The organism is Afifella sp. YEN Y35, assembly GCF_047553465.1.
GTDB lineage: Bacteria > Pseudomonadota > Alphaproteobacteria > Rhizobiales > Afifellaceae > Afifella > Afifella aestuarii.
The window spans coordinates 2,490,107-2,506,426 of the sequence record NZ_CP180203.1; the positions used below are offsets into that span (position 1 = coordinate 2,490,107).

Below are 16,320 nucleotides of genomic sequence, written 5' to 3' on the forward strand. Positions count from 1 at the left end.
GTCCTCACGCCTCGCTGACCTCCACCATGATCTCGTTGCGGCGCATGAAGCCCGGGGTCATCGGCGGATTGTAATAGGCGTAGATCGGCTCGCCGATCGCCTTCAAACCGTGATCTTCGATGAAGAGGCGAAGAGCCTCCAGGTTCTCCAGCGCCAGCCGATCGTTCATCTGGCCGGAGAACCTGACGGCGGCCACGCGACGCGGCGACATCTCCTTCAAAACGACATCGTCCTGCGCCGGCTTCGGCAGATCCGCCAAACTCCATTTCGCCGGCATGATGAAGCGCACGGCCCAGCCGCGCCGCCGGCCATTCTCGCCCACGACCGGCGCCTGCACGACGGGGGCGGTCATGGCGATCTTATTACCCGGCCGCTGGCGGGCGAAAATGTAATCGGCGAGCTTGTGGAAGCCGGCCTTCAAGGCCTGATCTCGGCGCCCCGTAGCGTGGGCCTCCGCCACCACCTGCTTGCCGTATTCGCGAACCTCGAACTCGCTCTTGCGATCGACGACGTCGTAATCGGGCTCTTCGATGTAAAGGCTCGTGCGGCGCGCCGCATAGATCGCACCGCCGACCAGAACGAGCGCCGCGCCGGCCGCGACGAGCCCGGCGACGCCCGGGCGCTCCCGCACGTAATCGCTGCCGTGATGATACCATTGCGCGGGTCGATCATACCAATTCGGTTCGGGGCGGCGCCATGGATTGGCACGGCGTGCTCGGCGCGCGACGTCGTGGCCCGTATCGGCGACCGAACGTCCCCGCTCTTCGAGGTTGTCCTGCAGTTTTTCCAGCGTATCGCGGAGTTCGGCGTAGCTGCGGGAAAGAGCGTTCGGCATAGCATTCTCCTTGTTCGGGCGAGCGGCAGCGCGTGCCGCTCGGTTCGTGCAATGGGAACGCGTCGACGGGCTTACGGTTGCCCGCAGGAAGGGGTTTCCGTTTCGCGGCGGACATGATCTCATCGCGCCATGCGAAATCTCTCGATCCTCAAAGCCGCCCGCGGCGGCCACGCGCCGCGTCGGGCCATCCCGCTGGCGCTTCTGACCATTCTCTGCCTCGGTTTCTCTGCCGGAGAGAGCGCCGCCGACACCTCCTGCCGGCAGGGACAGAGTTTTGACGCCTGGCTCACGGACGTCGCTGCGGAAGGCGCCAGGAAGGGGCTGACGCGCCGCAGCCTTTCGCAGCTCCAGGGGCTGAGCCTCGACAGCAAAGTGCTGGCACGCGACCGCGGCCAGCCGAGCCTTTCCTTGAGTTTCACGGATTTCGCCGACCGTCTCATCTCGCAGAACCGGCTGTCGCGCGGGCGTGCCATGCTCGATCGCTATGCCTCGACCTTTGCGGCCATCGAACGCGATTTCGGTGTGCAGGGTCCGGTGCTCGCCGCCTTCTGGGGCCTTGAGACGGATTTCGGCGGCTATATGGGCGAGTTCTCCTCACTCCGGTCGCTCGCCACCCTCGCCTATGATTGCCGGCGTTCGGAGCTTTTTCGCGAAGAACTCTTTGCAGCCCTCGTGCTTCTGGAACGCGGCGACCTGACGCCTGAGGAAATGCGCGGGGCCTGGGCGGGAGAGATCGGACAGGTGCAGTTCACGCCCTCGAACTATCTGAAGTTCGGCGTCGATTACGACGGCGACGGACGCCGCGATCTCGTCAAGAGCGTGCCCGACGCGCTCGCCTCGGCGGCGAAGTTTCTGCGCCATCTCGGCTGGCGCGCGAACGAGCCCTGGCTCGAGGAGGTGGAGGTCGGCCCGAACGTCCCCTGGGACGAGGCGGGACGGGGCCGTTATCGCAGCCGCGCAGACTGGGCGCGCGACGGAGTGAGGCGCCGCGGCGGCGATCGCCTGCCCGTAGATCGTGTGGATGCCGCACTTGTTTTGCCGATGGGGCGTGACGGGCCGGCATTTCTCGCCTATCGCAACTTCGACATTTTCTGGGAATGGAACAATTCCTCGAATTATTCGCTGGCGGCCGCCTATTTCGCCACCCGCCTCGCAGGGGCACCGCCGATGCGGCGGGGAAATCCGGCCGCCATGCTTTCCTCGAAGGAGCTTCTCGAAGTGCAGACGCGTCTCAATCGCCTGGGCTATGACGCGGGGCCGCCGGACGGGCGGCTCGGCCAGAAGACGCGCGCAGGCGTGCGTGCGGCCCAGCGTGCCTTCGGCCTCCCGGCGGACGGCTATCCGACACGCGCCCTCCTCGAGCGCCTTCGCCGGCAATAGGTACACGAGCAGTGCCAAATCCATCGCCGCAGACTGCGCCGAAGGCTGCGCCGGCGACCTATGCGCTCGGCTCCATCGTCGTCGCATTGGCCGGAATCGCCCTCAAGCTTCTCGCCTGGAGGCTGACGGGCTCCGTCGCCCTCTTTTCCGATGCGCTCGAGAGCCTCGTAAACCTCGCCGCGGCCGCCGGAGCCTTTATCGCGCTGCGGCAGGCGGCTCGTCCGCCCGATGATGGTCACCCTTTCGGGCACCATAAGGCGGAGTATTTTTCGGCCGTCGCCGAAGGCATCCTCATCATCGGCGCCGCTCTCCTCATCCTGAATGAGGCGTGGAAGGCATTTTTCGAGCCCATCGTCCTCGAAGACCTCGGAATCGGCCTTTTCATCAACGCTCTCGCCGGCGTCCTCAACGCCGCCTGGGCGACGCATCTTTTGCGTCAGGGTCGCCATTTCCGCTCCCCCGCCCTCATCGCGGATGCGAAGCACCTGTTCGCCGATGTGGCGACCTCCGTCGGCGTCATCGGCGGCGTGCTGGCAGCCGGCCTCACCGGCTATCTCATTCTCGACCCGCTCCTCGCCGCGCTGGTCGCGATCAATGTCTTGTGGTCGGGCTGGCATCTCGTCCGCGGCTCCGTCGGCGGCCTCATGGACGAAGCCGCTCCTGCCGAGATCCGAGCCGAAATCCAGGAGCTCATCCAGGAACACGGGGCGGGCTCGCTGCAGGCCCATGACCTGCGCACGCGCGTCGCGGGCCAGCGGACGTTCCTGGAGTTCCACCTCGTCGTTCCGCGCGCCATGACGGTCGCTGAAGCGCATAAGATCTGCGATGCGATCGAAGACGGGCTCCGGCACAGGCTCGGCGACATCCATATCGCCATTCATGTGGAACCGAGCGAGAAGGCCAAAGCCGAGGCCGAGGTGATTATCGCCTCGGAATGAGCGTGGCGTTTTCGACATTCTGTCGACATTTTGCGTCGAGAGTGAGCCGGCACGGGAACGAAAAGCGGTGCCGATAATTTTTAGCACCGCATCGTTTCAAAAATAAGACAGGTTCAAATATGTCTCCCGTTCAATCTCTCTCATGGCGTGGCACTGTGGCGGCCTTGGTTGTCTCAGCTGGGCTTTGTGCAGCATCCATGGCGCAAGCAGGACCGCAGCTCCCGGCGGGCAATGCCGCGTTCGCGCAAACCACCCCCATCCAGGTCCTATCCAAAAAATCACCAGACGAGCTGAGGCGAGAGAAAAAGGCGAAACAAGCGAAGGAGACCAAGAAGAGTTATCAGAAGAAAGCCAAGCCGAACCTGACCCAGCCCAAGACTAAACCGGCTCCAGCGGCCAAGAAGACACATCACAAAGCGCGGAAATACGATCGCGCGCATGACGGGCCGCGCTTTCGCGAGAAGCGTGCAAGCCACCCGTATTTCCACGATGGTTTTTATTACATGACGCAATGGTGGAAGCGGTAGGCGCGCCCTGCCGCGCAGCAAAACTGCAGCGGCGGGAACAAAATTCCGGAGTTTCCAATTTCCCTCCGCGAAGGGGGCTTAGGGTAAGCCAGGAGAGTTTGAATGTTTAAAAGGAGCATGCGCACGACATGCGCGATTGTCGCGGCAAGTTTCGCCTTGACCGCCGCGCCAATCGCGACCGCAGCGCCGGCGCTTCCGAGCCTCGTCATTGCCGATCAGAGTTCGAGCCAGATCCAGCAGGTCCAGTGGGATCGGCGCGACCAACGCTGGGACCGGCGCGACAGCCGCCACCACCGGGCCGATCGGCGCGACGAGCGGCGCCATTGGGACAAACGCCGGGACGGCCCGCGCTATCGGCACCGCCGCCCCGGCTACAGCCATTACCATGACGGATATTACTACTCGACGCCGTGGTGGGCTGCTGCCGGCGCTGTCGGCGCCATCATCGGCAGCAAGATGGGCAATAGCGGCAACGCCAATGCGCGTTCGCACGTCGCCTGGTGCAACGATCGCTACCGCTCCTACAATCCGCGGACCGACACGTATACGGGCTATGACGGACGGAAGCATCGCTGCGACAGCCCTTACAATTGATCGCCGCAAACGCTCAAAAATGACCCTGCCCCCGGCCTTTGGCCGGGGGTTTTTCATCTCATCCGTTTCCGGCCGAGAGCCCGATTGAACCTCGGCCCGCTCGAACCCCGGCCCGACCTAGCCTCGGCCCGATCTAGCCCCGAAACGGAAAGACCGCCTCACGCTGCCACGGCCCGCCCAGATAGCGCCACAGGATGAGCCCCTCGCCGCGCCCCTCGAAGGGCCGCAGCGCGATGTTCAACTCGCGCCGCAAGGTTTCCGCCTCCGCCGTCGTGACCTTGTTTTGCAGAGTGACGTGCGGGCGAAAGCCGGCACTGTCCTGCGCCGTCAGGAAGGGCGCGAATTCGTCGGCGAGATCGCGGCGCAGGGCCGACAAGGCCGGCGCCTCGACGGTAAGCGCAACGCCGCCGCCGAGGGATTTCACCCCTTTGAAGGCGAGCGGGATCTTCCGCTGCCGCCGTGCCGCCTCCTCGAGCACTGGACGCAGCAGGCTTTTGCGCTCGCCCGGCAAAGCGTGAAACAGCGTCAGATGCGCGGGAACCTGATTGCGCTCCGGCGGATAATGCGCACGCCGCAACGCGTCGAGGCGCGCGAACGTGGCATCATCGAGTTTCAGCGTCAGGACGAGGGGCTGCGCCACCACGAAACTCCGGATGTGAGAGCCCTAGACGAGGCTCCAATCTGCGAGCGCTTCGACCGTCGCCGGCACATCGCGGAGCCGGTTCACGACCGTCGTCGCACCCGCATCCATCAGCGCTTCGGCATGGCCTGGCCAGCTGTGCGACGCGCCGGTGAAACCGATCACGCGCATGCCGGCGGCGACCGCCCCGCTGACGCCATGAACGGAATCCTCGATGACGAGCACGTTCGCCGGTTCGACGCTGAACTCCTCGGCAGCATGCAAAAACACGTCCGGGGCCGGCTTCTGCCGGTGCTGGCGCACCTCGACCGCCGAATAGATGTAAGGGCGGAAGCGGTCATAGAGCTCGGTGCGGCGAAGCTCCATCTCCAGGCGTTCAGACGTCGAATTGGAGCAGATGCAGCGGGCGGCATCGAGCCGGTCGAGCATCTCGTGCACCCCCGGCACCATTTGCAGTTCCGTCTCCAGGGCGTTGTCGAGTTCACTTTCCGAACGCGCCCGGATGGTGTCGGGCAGGTTCTTGCCGAGCTCGGTCTCGGCCTCGGCGAAGATCTGATCTCCGGTCAGGCCTGCGAAGCGCAGTGAAACCTCTTCGGGGGTGATTTCCATCCCGGCTTCGCCGAGAAGGCGGGCCGTGACGCGCGAGGCGATGATCTCAGAATCGACCAGGACGCCATCGCAATCGAATATAACTAGCATGCCCTGAGGCTTTAGGGCACCGGCTGCTTGCGGCAAAGGGCTTGATGGCTCAAAAAGGCCGTTCGAGATGATGTGCCCGACTTCGGTCGGGAAATGAGGAGACGCTTTTGCGTTATGTATCCACGCGCGGCCAGGCTCCGGCTCTAGGCTTTCGTGACGTCGTTTTGACCGGGCTCGCCTCTGATGGCGGCCTCTACGTGCCGGAAGAATGGCCGGCCTTCTCCCCCTCAGAGATCGCAGCCTTCGCGGGGCGCCCCTATCAGGACGTCGCCCTTGCCGTCCTGCGTCGCTTCGTCGGCGACGAGATCGGCGAGGCCAAGCTCAAAACTCTCATCGCGGACGCCTATCGCAGTTTTCCGCACCCGGCGGTGACACCGCTCGTGCAGATCGCGCCCAACCATTTCCTTCTGGAGCTCTTCCACGGCCCCACCCTCGCCTTCAAGGACGTGGCGATGCAGTTTCTCGCCGCCTTGATGGACGACATCCTGGCCGAACGCGGGGAGCGGGCGACCGTCGTCGGCGCCACCTCGGGCGATACGGGCGGCGCGGCGGTTGAGGCTTTTCGCGGACGCGCCCGCGTCGATGTCGCCGTTCTCTTCCCCGAAGGGCGCGTTTCCGACGTGCAGCGACGGCAGATGACGACCCTGTCGGAGGACAACGTTCAGGCGATCGCCATCAAGGGCCATTTCGACGATGCCCAGGCCCTCGTCAAAGCCATGTTCGCCGACAAGGGCTTCCGCGAAGAGGTGTCGCTGTCGGGCGTCAATTCCATCAACTGGGGCCGCATCGCCGCCCAGACCGTCTACTATTTCGTCGCCGCCACGGCGCTCGGCGCGCCGGCCCGAAAAGTGTCTTTCACTGTGCCGACCGGCAATTTCGGCAATATTTTTGCAGGCTACGTCGCCGCGCAAATGGGCCTGCCGATCGACAAGCTGGTCATCGCGACCAACGTCAACGACATCCTGCACCGCACGCTCGAAAGCGGCCGCTATGAAGTGGGCGAGGTGGTGCCGACGGCATCCCCGTCGATGGACATTCAGGTCTCCTCGAATTTCGAGCGTCTTCTCTTCGCCGCCGAAGGGCGCGACGACACGGCGACACGGCGGCACATGCAGGGCTTGAAGCAATCCGGCTCGTTCACGCTGGAGGAAAAAAGTCTGAGCGCCATCAAGACGGATTTTGCGTCAGGACGGACGGACGAAGCGGAAACGGCGGCCACCATTCGGCGGGTCCACGCCCAGACCGGGCTCGTCATAGACCCGCACACGGCCGTCGCCGTCAGCGTCGCCGAGCGCCATCTGCGGCCGTCCTCGCCGATGGTGACGCTCGCCACCGCCCATCCGGCGAAATTTCCGGATGCGGTGGAAAAGGCCAGCGGCATTCGCCCGGCACTGCCGAAGCGGCTCGCCGGCCTGATGGAGCGTAAGGAGCACTTCACGGTGGTGCCGGCAGAATTGGAAGCGGTGGAACGACAGATACGATCTCGCTCGCGCGCCGCGCAGGTCGAGGCGTTATAATCATGCAGCTCAGCAAACTTGAAAACGGCCTCACGGTCGTCACCGAAACCATGCCGCATCTCAAGACGGCCGCGATCGGCGTTTGGGTCAATGCCGGCACACGCTCGGAAAGCGAGGCCGAGCACGGCATCTCGCACCTTCTGGAGCATATGGCCTTCAAGGGGACGACGCGGCGGAGCGCGCGCGACATCGCCGAGGCGATCGAAGCCGTCGGCGGGGAGATCAACGCCGCGACGTCGATCGATCACACGGCCTATTACGCCCGGGTACTCAACGAGGATCTGCCGCTCGCCATCGACGTCCTCTCCGACATCGTCATCCATTCCACCTTCGATCCCGTCGAACTGGCGCGCGAGCGTCACGTCATCCTGCAGGAGATCGGCGCGGTGATGGATACGCCCGACGATCTCGTCTTCGATTACTTCCAGGCCGCGGCCTATCCCAATCAGCCGATCGGACGCACCATCCTCGGCGAGGAAGCCTCGATCACGCGGATCACCCCGGACGACCTCAAAGCCTATCTCGCCCGCCATTACCGCGGCGATGCTTTGGTTCTTGCGGCCGCCGGCGGCATCGAACACGACGAGGTGGTGGCGCTCGCCAAAGAGAAGTTCGGCGACGTCGAAAAGAACGGCAACGGCGAGCTTGCGCCGGCCCGCTATCTCGGCGGCGACCATCGGCAAAAGCGGCGTCTGCAGGAAGCGCAGATCATTTTCGGCTTCGAAGCCCCGTCGCGGCGTTCCGACCGCTATTTCGCGGCGCGCATGCTCGGCACCATCCTCGGCGACGGCATGGCCTCCAGGCTCTTCCAGCGCGTGCGCGAGGAAGAAGGCTTGTGCTATTCGATCTCGGCCTTTCACTGGGCTTTCGCCGACAGCGGCGTCCTCGGCATTCACAGCGCCACCTCGAAGGGGGACGTCAAGGCGGCCTCGGCTCTCATTCTCGACGAGCTTTTGAGGATCACCGACGGCGCGAACGAGGAGGAGATCTCCCGCGGTCGCGCCCAGATCAAGGCGGGCCTCCTGATGGCGCTCGAAAGCCCGGCGGCGCGCGCCGGCCAGCTCGCCCGCCAGATCATGATCCTCGGTCGCCCGCTCGCCCTCGACGAGCTTCTCGCCGATCTCGAAAGCGTCACCTCGAACGACATCGCCGAAATGGCGAAGGATGCGCTGGCCTCGCCGCTGACGCTCGCTGCGATCGGACCGGTGGGCAACCTTCCCGATGCCGGGAGCATGACCAAGCGTCTGCGCGGCAGCATGGTGTAACGGCCGACGACCATGGCGTTCCTGCGCTCCGTCTCATCCGCCGAAGTCGGGCCGAGCCTCACCGGTGAGGGCGTGTTGTTGCGTGCGCCACAATTCGCCGACTTCGCGGAATGGGCGGCTTTGCGGGAGGAAAGCCGCGCCTTCCTGGCGCCATGGGAGCCGATCTGGCCTTCCGACGATCTCACGCGCATGTCGTTTCGGCGGCGCATCCGGCGATACCGCAACGAGATCCGGGACGATCTGGCCTATCCCTTCTTCATCTTCCGGATGTCGGGGAACGTCCTCGTCGGCGGCCTCACCCTTTCCAACGTCACGCGCGGCATGACCCAGTCGGCGACGATCGGATATTGGATGGGCGAACCTTTTGCGGGCAAAGGCCATATGAGCGCCGCTTTGCGGGCGATTATTCCCTACGCCTTCGGTCCGCTGCGTCTGCACCGGCTCGAGGCAGCCTGCCTGCCGCACAACCGGGCGTCGATCACGCTCCTGGAAAGATGCGGCTTCCAGAGAGAAGGTCTTGCCCGCGGTCTCGTCTGCATCGCCGGGCGTTGGCAGGACCATATCCGCTTTGCACGGCTCGCCGAGGACTGATCCGGCCGGGGATGAACGCCACCCCTCGTCGGCCAAAGGTTGTGTGCAAGCCAGACGAGGGTTAGACGATGACGTCGATTTGCCGGAAAAGATGAGGCTTGAGGGCTTGCGCGTATCGCCTTTCCCACTGAGGATTCTGCTCGTCCTGGCGGCCTTTTTCGTGCTCGTGCGGCCAGCTGCGGCGCTTGAAGCCATCGAGGTGCCGCTCGGAGCCGCAACCCTCGATCTCACCGACGCGGTCGAACGTTATTCCAGCGATACGGACCGCTTGCAGGTTTCGACCGCGGCCGGCGCCGACGGCATCGTCCGCCGCATCGAGGTGCGGGCACAAAACGACGGCGGCAGCTCCGACTGGGTCGTCTTCGCGCTCGCCAACACCTCCGACGAGCAGATCGACCGCCTCCTCGTCGCCCCGCATTACCGGCTGGTCGGCTCCGGTGTTCTGACCCCCGACCTCGGTTCGGTGCGGATCGTCGCCGTCACGCCATCGGAAGGTTTCGCACCCGAACATCTCGACGAGCCGGGCTCCGACGTCTTCCGCATCACGCTCGATCCAGGCGCCATCGTCACGTATATCGCGCAGCTCTCTTCGCCCAAACTCACGGAACTGCATCTCTGGCAGCCGGAAGCCTATGAGGAGAGCGTCAATTCCTTCACGCTCTACCGCGGCATCGTCCTCGGCATTTCGGCGCTGCTTGCGCTCTTCCTCACCGTCCTCTTCGTCGTTCGCGGCACGGCGATGTTCCCGGCATCGGCGATCCTGGCCTGGGCCGTCTTCGGCTATATCGCCATCGATTTCGGCATCATCGGCAAGGTTTTCGGGCTCGGGCCAGAAGCGCTGCAGGCCTGGCGCGCGGCCACGGAAGTGCTCCTGTCTCTGGCGCTGACGGTCTTTCTCGCGACCTATCTGCACCTGCACCGCTGGCACATTCGCTACGCGCACCTCACCGGCATCTGGCTCGTCGTTCTGACGGCCCTCTTCGGCATCATCCTCATCGATCCGACGACGGCTGCCGGCATTGCCCGCATCTCGCTGCCGATCACTGTGATGCTCGGGCTCGCCGTCATCGTCTATCTGGCCTTCCGGGGCTTCGACCGCGCCATCATGCTGGTGCCGTCCTGGACGATCCTCGTCTTCTGGCTTGCCATGGCCTGGCTCGCCGTCTCGGGACGCATCGACAATCCGTCGATCCAGCCCGCCCTGGCCGGCGGCCTCGTTCTCCTCGTCATGCTGGTCGCCTTCACCATCATGCAGCACGCCTTTGCCGGCGGCGGCCTTGCCCAGGGCATCGTCAGCGATGCGGAGCAGAAGGCGCTGGCCCTCGTCGGCGCCGGGCACGCCATCTGGGACTGGGACGTGGCGCGGGATCGCATCGAGATCGGCCACGAAATCGAAACCGTGCTCGGGTTGAAGCGCGGGGCTCTCGAAGGGCCGGCGCGCAACTGGCTCGGCACGCTGCATCCGACCGATCGAGACCGCTTCCGCGCCGTGCTCGACGCCGTGATCGTGCAGCGCCGCGGCCGCATCAACCAGATCTTCCGCATGCGCGCCGCGGACGGGCGTTTCCTGTGGTTCAATCTCAAGGCACGCCCGATCGTCGGTGCCGACGGCGAGGTGATGCGCTGTTCCGGCACGCTGGCGGACGTCACGGAATCGCGCACCGCTGAAGACCGTCTCCTGCACGACGCGATCTTCGACAACCTCACCGGCCTGCCCAATCGGCAATTGTTCCTCGACCGGCTCGAACAGGCGCTCCTGCGCGCGGAAGCCGCCGCGACGGTCATGCCGTCGGTCATCTATCTCGACCTCGACGGCTTCCAGCGCATCAACGACGAGAACGGCATCTCCGTCGGGGATTCGGTGCTTCTCGCCATCGCCCGCCGCCTCTCCCGGCTTTTGTCGCCGGCGGACACGCTCGCCCGTATCGGCGGCGACGGTTTCGCAATCCTGCTCGGGGCGCCGGGCGAAGTGGATGTGGTGCAGGAATTCGCCGATTCCCTGCGCATCGCCGTGCGCGCGGCGATCCCGATCGGCGACCAGGACATTCGCGTCACCGCCTCGGCCGGCGTGGCGATCGCCACGAAGGGCGCGGCGACCGCCGAAACCCTGAAGGATGCCGAGACGGCAAGCTTCCACGCCAAGCGCCAGGGCGGCGACCGCACCTCCCTTTACCGGCCGGGCGAAATCGTGCGGCGCGACAGCGACGATCTGCAGGCCGACCTTGCCGCGGCCCTCGAAGGCGGCGAGATCGAGCTCGTCTATCAGCCGATCATCCGGCTTTCCGACAACACGATCGCCGGCTTTGAAGCTTTGGTGCGCTGGGAGCATCCGCGCCGAGGCTCCGTGCCACCGAGCGAATTCATTCCGGTCGCGGAAGAAAGCGGCCTCATCGTCCAGCTCGGTCTCTTCACGCTGGAGCGCGCGGCTCGGGATCTGGCTCTCTGGCAGGCAGCCCTGCGCGAAGGCCCGCCGCTTTTCGTCTCCGTCAACGTCTCAAGTCAGCAGCTCCTGCGCTACGACCTCATCAACGACGTCAAGGCGGTGCTCGCACGAAGCGGCGTCGCGCCGGAAACGCTGAAGCTCGAAATCACCGAATCGCTGGTGATGCAGAACCCCGAATTCGCCGCCAAGATGCTGGAGGAAATCCGCAATCTCGGCGCCAGCCTGGCCCTCGACGATTTCGGCACCGGCTATTCGGCGCTCTCCTATCTGCAGCGCTTTCCCTTCGACACGATCAAGGTCGACCGGTCCTTCGTCGCCAACAACGGCTCCACCGCGCGCCCCGTCATTTTGCGCTCGATCATTACGCTCGCGCATGATCTCGGCATGGATGTCGTGGCAGAGGGTGCGGAGACGGAATCCGATACGCTGGAGCTCATGCAGCTCGGGTGCGAATACGTGCAGGGATATCTCTACGGACGGCCGATGTCGTCGCAGATGGCGCACCAGATGGCACGCCGCCGCCAGCAGCCGGAGCAATCGCTGGCGCGTTCCGCTTAAAAAGAGATCAGGCGTGGCCTGAGAGGGACGACAGCCGGTCCTGGGCGACCCCGATCTTCGACAACGCGCGATCGTATTTCGTCTCCAGATCGGCATCGAAGAGGATCGCCCTGTCGGCGGGTCCGTTCAGCCAGCCATTCGCCTGGATCTCGAGCTCGAGCTGGCCCGGGGCCCAGCCCGCGTAGCCAAGCGCCAGAAGCGCTTCGGCCGGCCCCTCGCCGTCTGCAATCGCCCGCAGGACATCGAGCGTCGCCGTCAGGCAGACTTCGTCGGAAATCGGCAGCGTCGCTTCTTCGAGGAAGAAATCGCAGGAATGCAGGACGAAGCCGCGGCCCGTTTCGACGGGGCCGCCGCGATGCACGCGGATCTCGTCGAGATGGCGCGGATCGCCCACCACCACGTCCTCTTCATGGCCGATGTCGAGCTGGGCGAGGAGATCGCGGAAATTGATTTCAGGCGCGAGCTTGTTGATGACGATCCCCATCGCGCCCTGATCGGAGTGCGCGCAGAGATAGATGACCGTCCTTTCGAACCGCTTGTCGCCCATCGTCGGCATCGCGATTAGAAACTGGCCGTCCAAGAAGCCGCTATCCGGCGTCGCTGTTGTCATACCCGGATGGTAGCAACCGCCGTGGCGCTTGAACAGGCTCGGCGGGGTTTTGCCTCACCAAGAAATGACCATAAGAGCGCGGAAGAGATTGGCCGCCCGTCCGGGTCATATGCAAGGTGGTCGTATGCAGCGACGTTTTTTTCTCCCCTCCCTGATCGTCCCCCTTTTCGCGTCCCTGGCCCTCGCCGTCTTTGCCGGTCAGGCCACAGCCGCACAATCCGACTGGTCGGAGGGGGAGCGCTCGCGTCTCCGCCTGATCGCGTCGCCCGTCGACGGCGAGGTGATGGCGGGGATCGAAATCGAGCTCGAACCCGGCTGGCACACCTATTGGCGCAGCCCCGGCGATGTCGGCATTCCCCCGCGTTTCGATTTTTCCGGATCCGAAAACCTGCGCTCCGCCGAAGTGCTTTATCCCGCGCCCGAACGCTATGACGACGGCACCAGCATATCGGCGGTCTATTTCGATCGGGCGGCTCTTCCGGTCCTCGTGACCGCGGATGATCCGGCCAAGCCCGTCGTCCTCAAGCTCTCGGCCTTCTACGGCGTGTGCAAGGACGTCTGCATTCCCGCCGACGGGGCGGCCACGCTCACCATCGATCCGCAGCCGCAGGACGACCCGCGCTCGCGCATCGCCCTCAAAGAGGCTCTCACAGAACTGCCGCAGCAAGGACCAGCGGCCGGGCTTGCAATCGAGAGCCCGCAGCGCGACGGCAGCGACGTGACGATCCCCGTAGCGGCGGAGCGCGCGCCAAAGCAAGCGCCCGTTCTTTTCGCCGAGGCGCCGGACGGAGCTTATCTCCCGGTCCCCGAGCTTGGCTCGCATGAGGGCGGCAGCTTCCTCTATCGCTTGCGCTTTTCGAGCCCGCAGGAGGCTGCAGCCCTGTCCGGCAAGGAGCTCCGCTTCACCCTCGTCTCCGGCGGAGAGGCGATCGAGCAGTCGATGAAGCTTCCCTAACGACACACTCTCTTCGCGCCCACGACTTCAAACCTTCCGGCTCCGCCCTAAATCGGAGCTACGCCGCCCATACAAAGTGCGGCGCCCCTCGATTTTGCGTGTTTCTACCATCAGGAGATCTTCATGACCCTTTCCGCCGGCGATCGCATCCCAGGGACCACCTTCTTCGTCTCCGGCGAAAACGGCCCGGAAAAGCGCACCACGGACGAGATCTTTCCCGGCAAGAAGGTCGTTCTGTTCGGCGTGCCCGGCGCCTTCACGCCGACCTGCCAGAACAAGCATCTGCCCGGCTTTTTGGAGCATTACGACGCGATCAAGGAGCGCGGCGTCGACACGATCGCGCTCGTCGCCGTCAACGATCCCTTCGTGCTCAAGGCCTGGTCCGAGGCGACCGGCGCCACCGGCAAAATTCCCTTCCTTTCCGATGGAAATGCCGAATTCGCGAAAGCCACCGGCCTTGCCATCGACGGTTCGGGCGCGGGCCTCGGGACCCGGCTCGCACGCTTTGCCGCCATTGTCGACGATGGCGTGGTGAAATCGATCTACGTCGAGGACGCCCCCTCCACGGCGGAAAAGTCGACGGCCGCGGCGGTCCTGGAAGCTCTGTGATCTAGGTTTGTCTCGGCCCGTCGTTTCGGGCCGCGCGTCCTGCAACACGATGATCCTGCCGCGCGTGCGTCGCGCGGCGGGCCTTTGAGGGCGGAACCCGCCCGCTCACCTTGAGCAGCCGCGCGAACGGCATCTCTCGATCGCGGCACTTTTTTCAAGATACCGCCGCAAGTCTTGGCCCCCTTGCACTTTCGCCCTCTTCAAGCGGCGGCATTAAGACTGTATCGTCTCAGACAAATCCTTCGAGGCTGACTGGAATGGCCGCTTCAACAGCGGAAGCCGTCGCGGAAGCCGCCGGCGCCACCAATGCTGTGCTCTTTGCCGAGCCGCTGATCCTGCTTGGAGCAGCCGTGCTGATGGTGCCGCTTGCCAAGCGTCTCGGCCTCGGCTCCGTTCTCGGCTATCTGGCGGCCGGCGTCATCATCGGCCCGCTGGCGCGCCTCATCAGCGAGCCGGAACAGATCCTGCACGTCTCCGAACTCGGCGTCGTCATGTTTCTGTTCATCATCGGCCTCGAGCTCAAGCCCTCGAAACTCTGGACGATGCGGCGCGATATTTTCGGCATGGGCGCCGCCCAGGTCGGCGTCACCGGCATCGTCCTCAGCCTCGGCTTTTTTCTGTTCGGCTGGCGTCTGGAGCCGGCCTTGATCATCGGCTTCGGTCTCGCCATGTCGTCGACCGCCTACGGCATGCAGGATCTGGCCGAAAGGAACGATCTGAAGACGCCCTATGGGCAGAAGAGCTTTTCCATCCTGCTCTTTCAGGACATCGCCATTGTGCCGCTTCTGGCGCTGGTGCCGCTGATGTCGCCGGGCAATACGGACAATGTCGCCTCGAGCGGCGTGGTGGAGGTGATCAAGCTCGTTCTGGCCACCGGCCTCCTGCTTCTCGCCGGCCGCTTTCTGCTCAATCCGATGTTCCGCCTCCTCGCCGCCACCAAGGCGCGCGAGATCATGACCGCTGCGGCGCTGCTCGTCGTGCTCGCGGCCGCGGCCATCATGGACATGGCCGGCATGTCGATGGCCATGGGCGCCTTCATCGCCGGGGTGATGCTCGCCGATTCCTCGTTTCGCCACGAGCTGGAGGCCAATATCGAGCCCTTTCGCGGGCTCCTTCTCGGCCTTTTCTTCATCGCCGTCGGCATGTCGATCAATCTGTCGAGCGTGCTCGTCGCCTGGTGGCGCATCCTCCTCGTCGTGCCGATCGTCATGCTTCTCAAGGGCGCGATCCTCTACGGGCTCAACCGGCTCTTCGGTGCCAGCCACAACAATGCGGTCCGCACCGCCACCCTGCTGCCGCAGGCCGGTGAATTCGCCTTCGTTCTCTTCGCCTCGGCGGCCGCCACACGGGCGCTCTGGCCGTCCGAGACCTCCTTCGTCGCAGCGATCGTCACCTTTTCCATGGCGCTCACTCCGCTGTCGCTCTGGCTCAGCAAATTCCTCCTCATCGAAGAGGACGAAGACGCGATGGAAGAGGATTTCGAGGGGGCCGGCGGCGAGGTGCTGGTGATCGGCTTCGGCCGCTTCGGCCAGATCGTCAGTCAGGTGCTGCTCGCCCGCAACGTCAATGTGACGATCATCGAGGCGAATGCGGAACGCATCCGCCAGGCCGCCCGCTTCGGCTTCCGCATCTATTTTGGCGACGGCACCCGCATCGACGTGTTGCGCGCCGCCGGCGCCGAGGAAGCCAAGCTCATTTGCGTCTGCGTCGACCAGCGGGAAACCACAAACCGGATCGTCGACATTCTCGTCGCGGAGTTCGACCAGGCGGAGATCTACGCGCGCGCCTGGGACCGGGCGCACACGCTCGAACTCATCGAAAAGGGCGTCGATTACGAGCTGCGAGAGACCTACGAATCGGGCCTCGTCTTCGGCGGCGAAGCGCTGATGGCGATCGGCTTCGATCGCGAAGAAGTCCAGGCGACGCTGGAAGATGTGCGGCGGCGCGATGCGGAGAGGCTCTCCTGGCAGAGGAGCGGCGACTTCTCCTCCGGCCGTCACCTGATGCATCCGCAAAAGGTCGAGCCCGAACCTCTCGTCCCGCCGGAAAAACACCGCGCGCGCGACGAGGAAGAAGACGACGACCACGTTCCGCCGCCGCCCGCGCGTGAAACCGAGCGGGCCTGATGCGGCTTCAATTCCCGTCCAAAAGCCATTAGT

General features: G+C 64.7%; 15 protein-coding genes. 11 read left to right on the forward strand and 4 right to left on the reverse strand.

The features are described 5' to 3' along the window. Positions 1 to 4: 4 nt before the first annotated feature. Positions 5 to 835 carry an SOUL family heme-binding protein gene (locus tag ACK8CP_RS11870; RefSeq protein WP_414831924.1) on the reverse strand — a complete coding sequence of 277 codons (831 nt, stop codon included), beginning with the start codon at positions 833 to 835 and terminating at the stop codon, positions 5 to 7. Between the two features lie 129 nt (positions 836 to 964). On the opposite strand from ACK8CP_RS11870, the gene ACK8CP_RS11875 reads away from it, so the two are divergent. The 4 genes from ACK8CP_RS11875 to ACK8CP_RS11890 all read left to right on the forward strand — a co-directional run bounded on the left by ACK8CP_RS11875 (position 965) and on the right by ACK8CP_RS11890 (position 4,274). After that, on the forward strand, positions 965 to 2,215 hold the full coding sequence (locus tag ACK8CP_RS11875) for a lytic murein transglycosylase (protein WP_414831925.1): 1,251 nt from the start codon (positions 965 to 967) through the stop codon (positions 2,213 to 2,215). An 11-nt stretch (positions 2,216 to 2,226) separates the two neighbouring features. Continuing rightward, complete coding sequence (locus tag ACK8CP_RS11880; RefSeq protein WP_414831926.1) at positions 2,227 to 3,153, forward strand: cation diffusion facilitator family transporter; 927 nt, start codon at positions 2,227 to 2,229, stop codon at positions 3,151 to 3,153. A 197-nt stretch (positions 3,154 to 3,350) separates the two neighbouring features. Next, positions 3,351 to 3,680 (forward strand): hypothetical protein, encoded by a 330-nt coding sequence (locus ACK8CP_RS11885; RefSeq protein WP_414831927.1) that lies wholly within the window; start codon positions 3,351 to 3,353, stop codon positions 3,678 to 3,680. A 102-nt stretch (positions 3,681 to 3,782) separates the two neighbouring features. After that, positions 3,783 to 4,274 carry a BA14K family protein gene (locus ACK8CP_RS11890; protein WP_414831928.1) on the forward strand — a complete coding sequence of 164 codons (492 nt, stop codon included), beginning with the start codon at positions 3,783 to 3,785 and terminating at the stop codon, positions 4,272 to 4,274. Positions 4,275 to 4,407: 133 nt separating this feature from the next. On the opposite strand, the gene ACK8CP_RS11895 is transcribed toward ACK8CP_RS11890, so the two are convergent. Together ACK8CP_RS11895 and ACK8CP_RS11900 are read right to left on the reverse strand one after the other, a co-directional pair. Further along, a complete protein-coding gene (locus ACK8CP_RS11895; RefSeq protein WP_414831929.1) occupies positions 4,408 to 4,914 on the reverse strand; it encodes a 2'-5' RNA ligase family protein in 507 nt (168 codons plus the stop codon). 24 nt (positions 4,915 to 4,938) lie between these two features. Continuing rightward, positions 4,939 to 5,613 carry an HAD family hydrolase gene (locus ACK8CP_RS11900; protein ID WP_234629515.1) on the reverse strand — a complete coding sequence of 225 codons (675 nt, stop codon included), beginning with the start codon at positions 5,611 to 5,613 and terminating at the stop codon, positions 4,939 to 4,941. Positions 5,614 to 5,720: 107 nt separating this feature from the next. Between ACK8CP_RS11900 and thrC the strand changes: the two genes are divergently transcribed. The 4 genes from thrC (at position 5,721) to ACK8CP_RS11920 (ending at position 11,987) form a co-directional block, all read left to right on the forward strand. Continuing rightward, on the forward strand, positions 5,721 to 7,130 hold the full coding sequence (thrC, locus tag ACK8CP_RS11905; protein WP_414831930.1) for a threonine synthase: 1,410 nt from the start codon (positions 5,721 to 5,723) through the stop codon (positions 7,128 to 7,130). A gap of 2 nt (positions 7,131 to 7,132) precedes the next feature. After that, positions 7,133 to 8,395 carry a M16 family metallopeptidase gene (locus ACK8CP_RS11910; RefSeq protein ID WP_414831931.1) on the forward strand — a complete coding sequence of 421 codons (1,263 nt, stop codon included), beginning with the start codon at positions 7,133 to 7,135 and terminating at the stop codon, positions 8,393 to 8,395. A 12-nt stretch (positions 8,396 to 8,407) separates the two neighbouring features. Continuing rightward, positions 8,408 to 8,986 carry a GNAT family N-acetyltransferase gene (locus tag ACK8CP_RS11915; RefSeq protein WP_234629518.1) on the forward strand — a complete coding sequence of 193 codons (579 nt, stop codon included), beginning with the start codon at positions 8,408 to 8,410 and terminating at the stop codon, positions 8,984 to 8,986. A gap of 91 nt (positions 8,987 to 9,077) precedes the next feature. Next, positions 9,078 to 11,987: an EAL domain-containing protein gene (locus ACK8CP_RS11920; RefSeq protein ID WP_414831932.1), complete on the forward strand. Its 2,910-nt coding sequence runs from the start codon at positions 9,078 to 9,080 to the stop codon at positions 11,985 to 11,987. A 7-nt stretch (positions 11,988 to 11,994) separates the two neighbouring features. On the opposite strand, the gene ACK8CP_RS11925 is transcribed toward ACK8CP_RS11920, so the two are convergent. Further along, entirely contained in the window at positions 11,995 to 12,597 is a 603-nt protein-coding gene (locus tag ACK8CP_RS11925; protein ID WP_234629520.1) for a YqgE/AlgH family protein, read from the reverse strand. A gap of 124 nt (positions 12,598 to 12,721) precedes the next feature. On the opposite strand from ACK8CP_RS11925, the gene ACK8CP_RS11930 reads away from it, so the two are divergent. From ACK8CP_RS11930 to ACK8CP_RS11940, 3 genes are all read left to right on the forward strand, one after another. After that, a complete protein-coding gene (locus tag ACK8CP_RS11930) occupies positions 12,722 to 13,552 on the forward strand; it encodes a protein-disulfide reductase DsbD domain-containing protein (RefSeq protein WP_414831933.1) in 831 nt (276 codons plus the stop codon). A 123-nt stretch (positions 13,553 to 13,675) separates the two neighbouring features. After that, complete coding sequence (locus ACK8CP_RS11935; protein WP_234629522.1) at positions 13,676 to 14,161, forward strand: peroxiredoxin; 486 nt, start codon at positions 13,676 to 13,678, stop codon at positions 14,159 to 14,161. Positions 14,162 to 14,418: 257 nt separating this feature from the next. Next, positions 14,419 to 16,287, forward strand: a complete 1,869-nt coding sequence (locus tag ACK8CP_RS11940) for a monovalent cation:proton antiporter-2 (CPA2) family protein (protein WP_234629523.1) — start codon at positions 14,419 to 14,421, stop codon at positions 16,285 to 16,287. Positions 16,288 to 16,320 lie beyond the last annotated feature (33 nt).

Coding starts and splice junctions, on each gene's coding strand:
- ACK8CP_RS11870 (WP_414831924.1), bottom strand. CDS start 835: ATGCCGAACGCTCTTTCCCGCAGCTACGCCGAACTCCGCGATACGCTG.
- ACK8CP_RS11875 (WP_414831925.1), top strand. CDS start 965: ATGCGAAATCTCTCGATCCTCAAAGCCGCCCGCGGCGGCCACGCGCCG.
- ACK8CP_RS11885 (WP_414831927.1), top strand. CDS start 3,351: ATGGCGCAAGCAGGACCGCAGCTCCCGGCGGGCAATGCCGCGTTCGCG.
- ACK8CP_RS11890 (WP_414831928.1), top strand. CDS start 3,783: ATGTTTAAAAGGAGCATGCGCACGACATGCGCGATTGTCGCGGCAAGT.
- ACK8CP_RS11900 (WP_234629515.1), bottom strand. CDS start 5,613: ATGCTAGTTATATTCGATTGCGATGGCGTCCTGGTCGATTCTGAGATC.
- ACK8CP_RS11910 (WP_414831931.1), top strand. CDS start 7,133: ATGCAGCTCAGCAAACTTGAAAACGGCCTCACGGTCGTCACCGAAACC.
- ACK8CP_RS11915 (WP_234629518.1), top strand. CDS start 8,408: ATGGCGTTCCTGCGCTCCGTCTCATCCGCCGAAGTCGGGCCGAGCCTC.
- ACK8CP_RS11920 (WP_414831932.1), top strand. CDS start 9,078: ATGAGGCTTGAGGGCTTGCGCGTATCGCCTTTCCCACTGAGGATTCTG.
- ACK8CP_RS11925 (WP_234629520.1), bottom strand. CDS start 12,597: ATGACAACAGCGACGCCGGATAGCGGCTTCTTGGACGGCCAGTTTCTA.
- ACK8CP_RS11930 (WP_414831933.1), top strand. CDS start 12,722: ATGCAGCGACGTTTTTTTCTCCCCTCCCTGATCGTCCCCCTTTTCGCG.
- ACK8CP_RS11935 (WP_234629522.1), top strand. CDS start 13,676: ATGACCCTTTCCGCCGGCGATCGCATCCCAGGGACCACCTTCTTCGTC.
- ACK8CP_RS11940 (WP_234629523.1), top strand. CDS start 14,419: ATGGCCGCTTCAACAGCGGAAGCCGTCGCGGAAGCCGCCGGCGCCACC.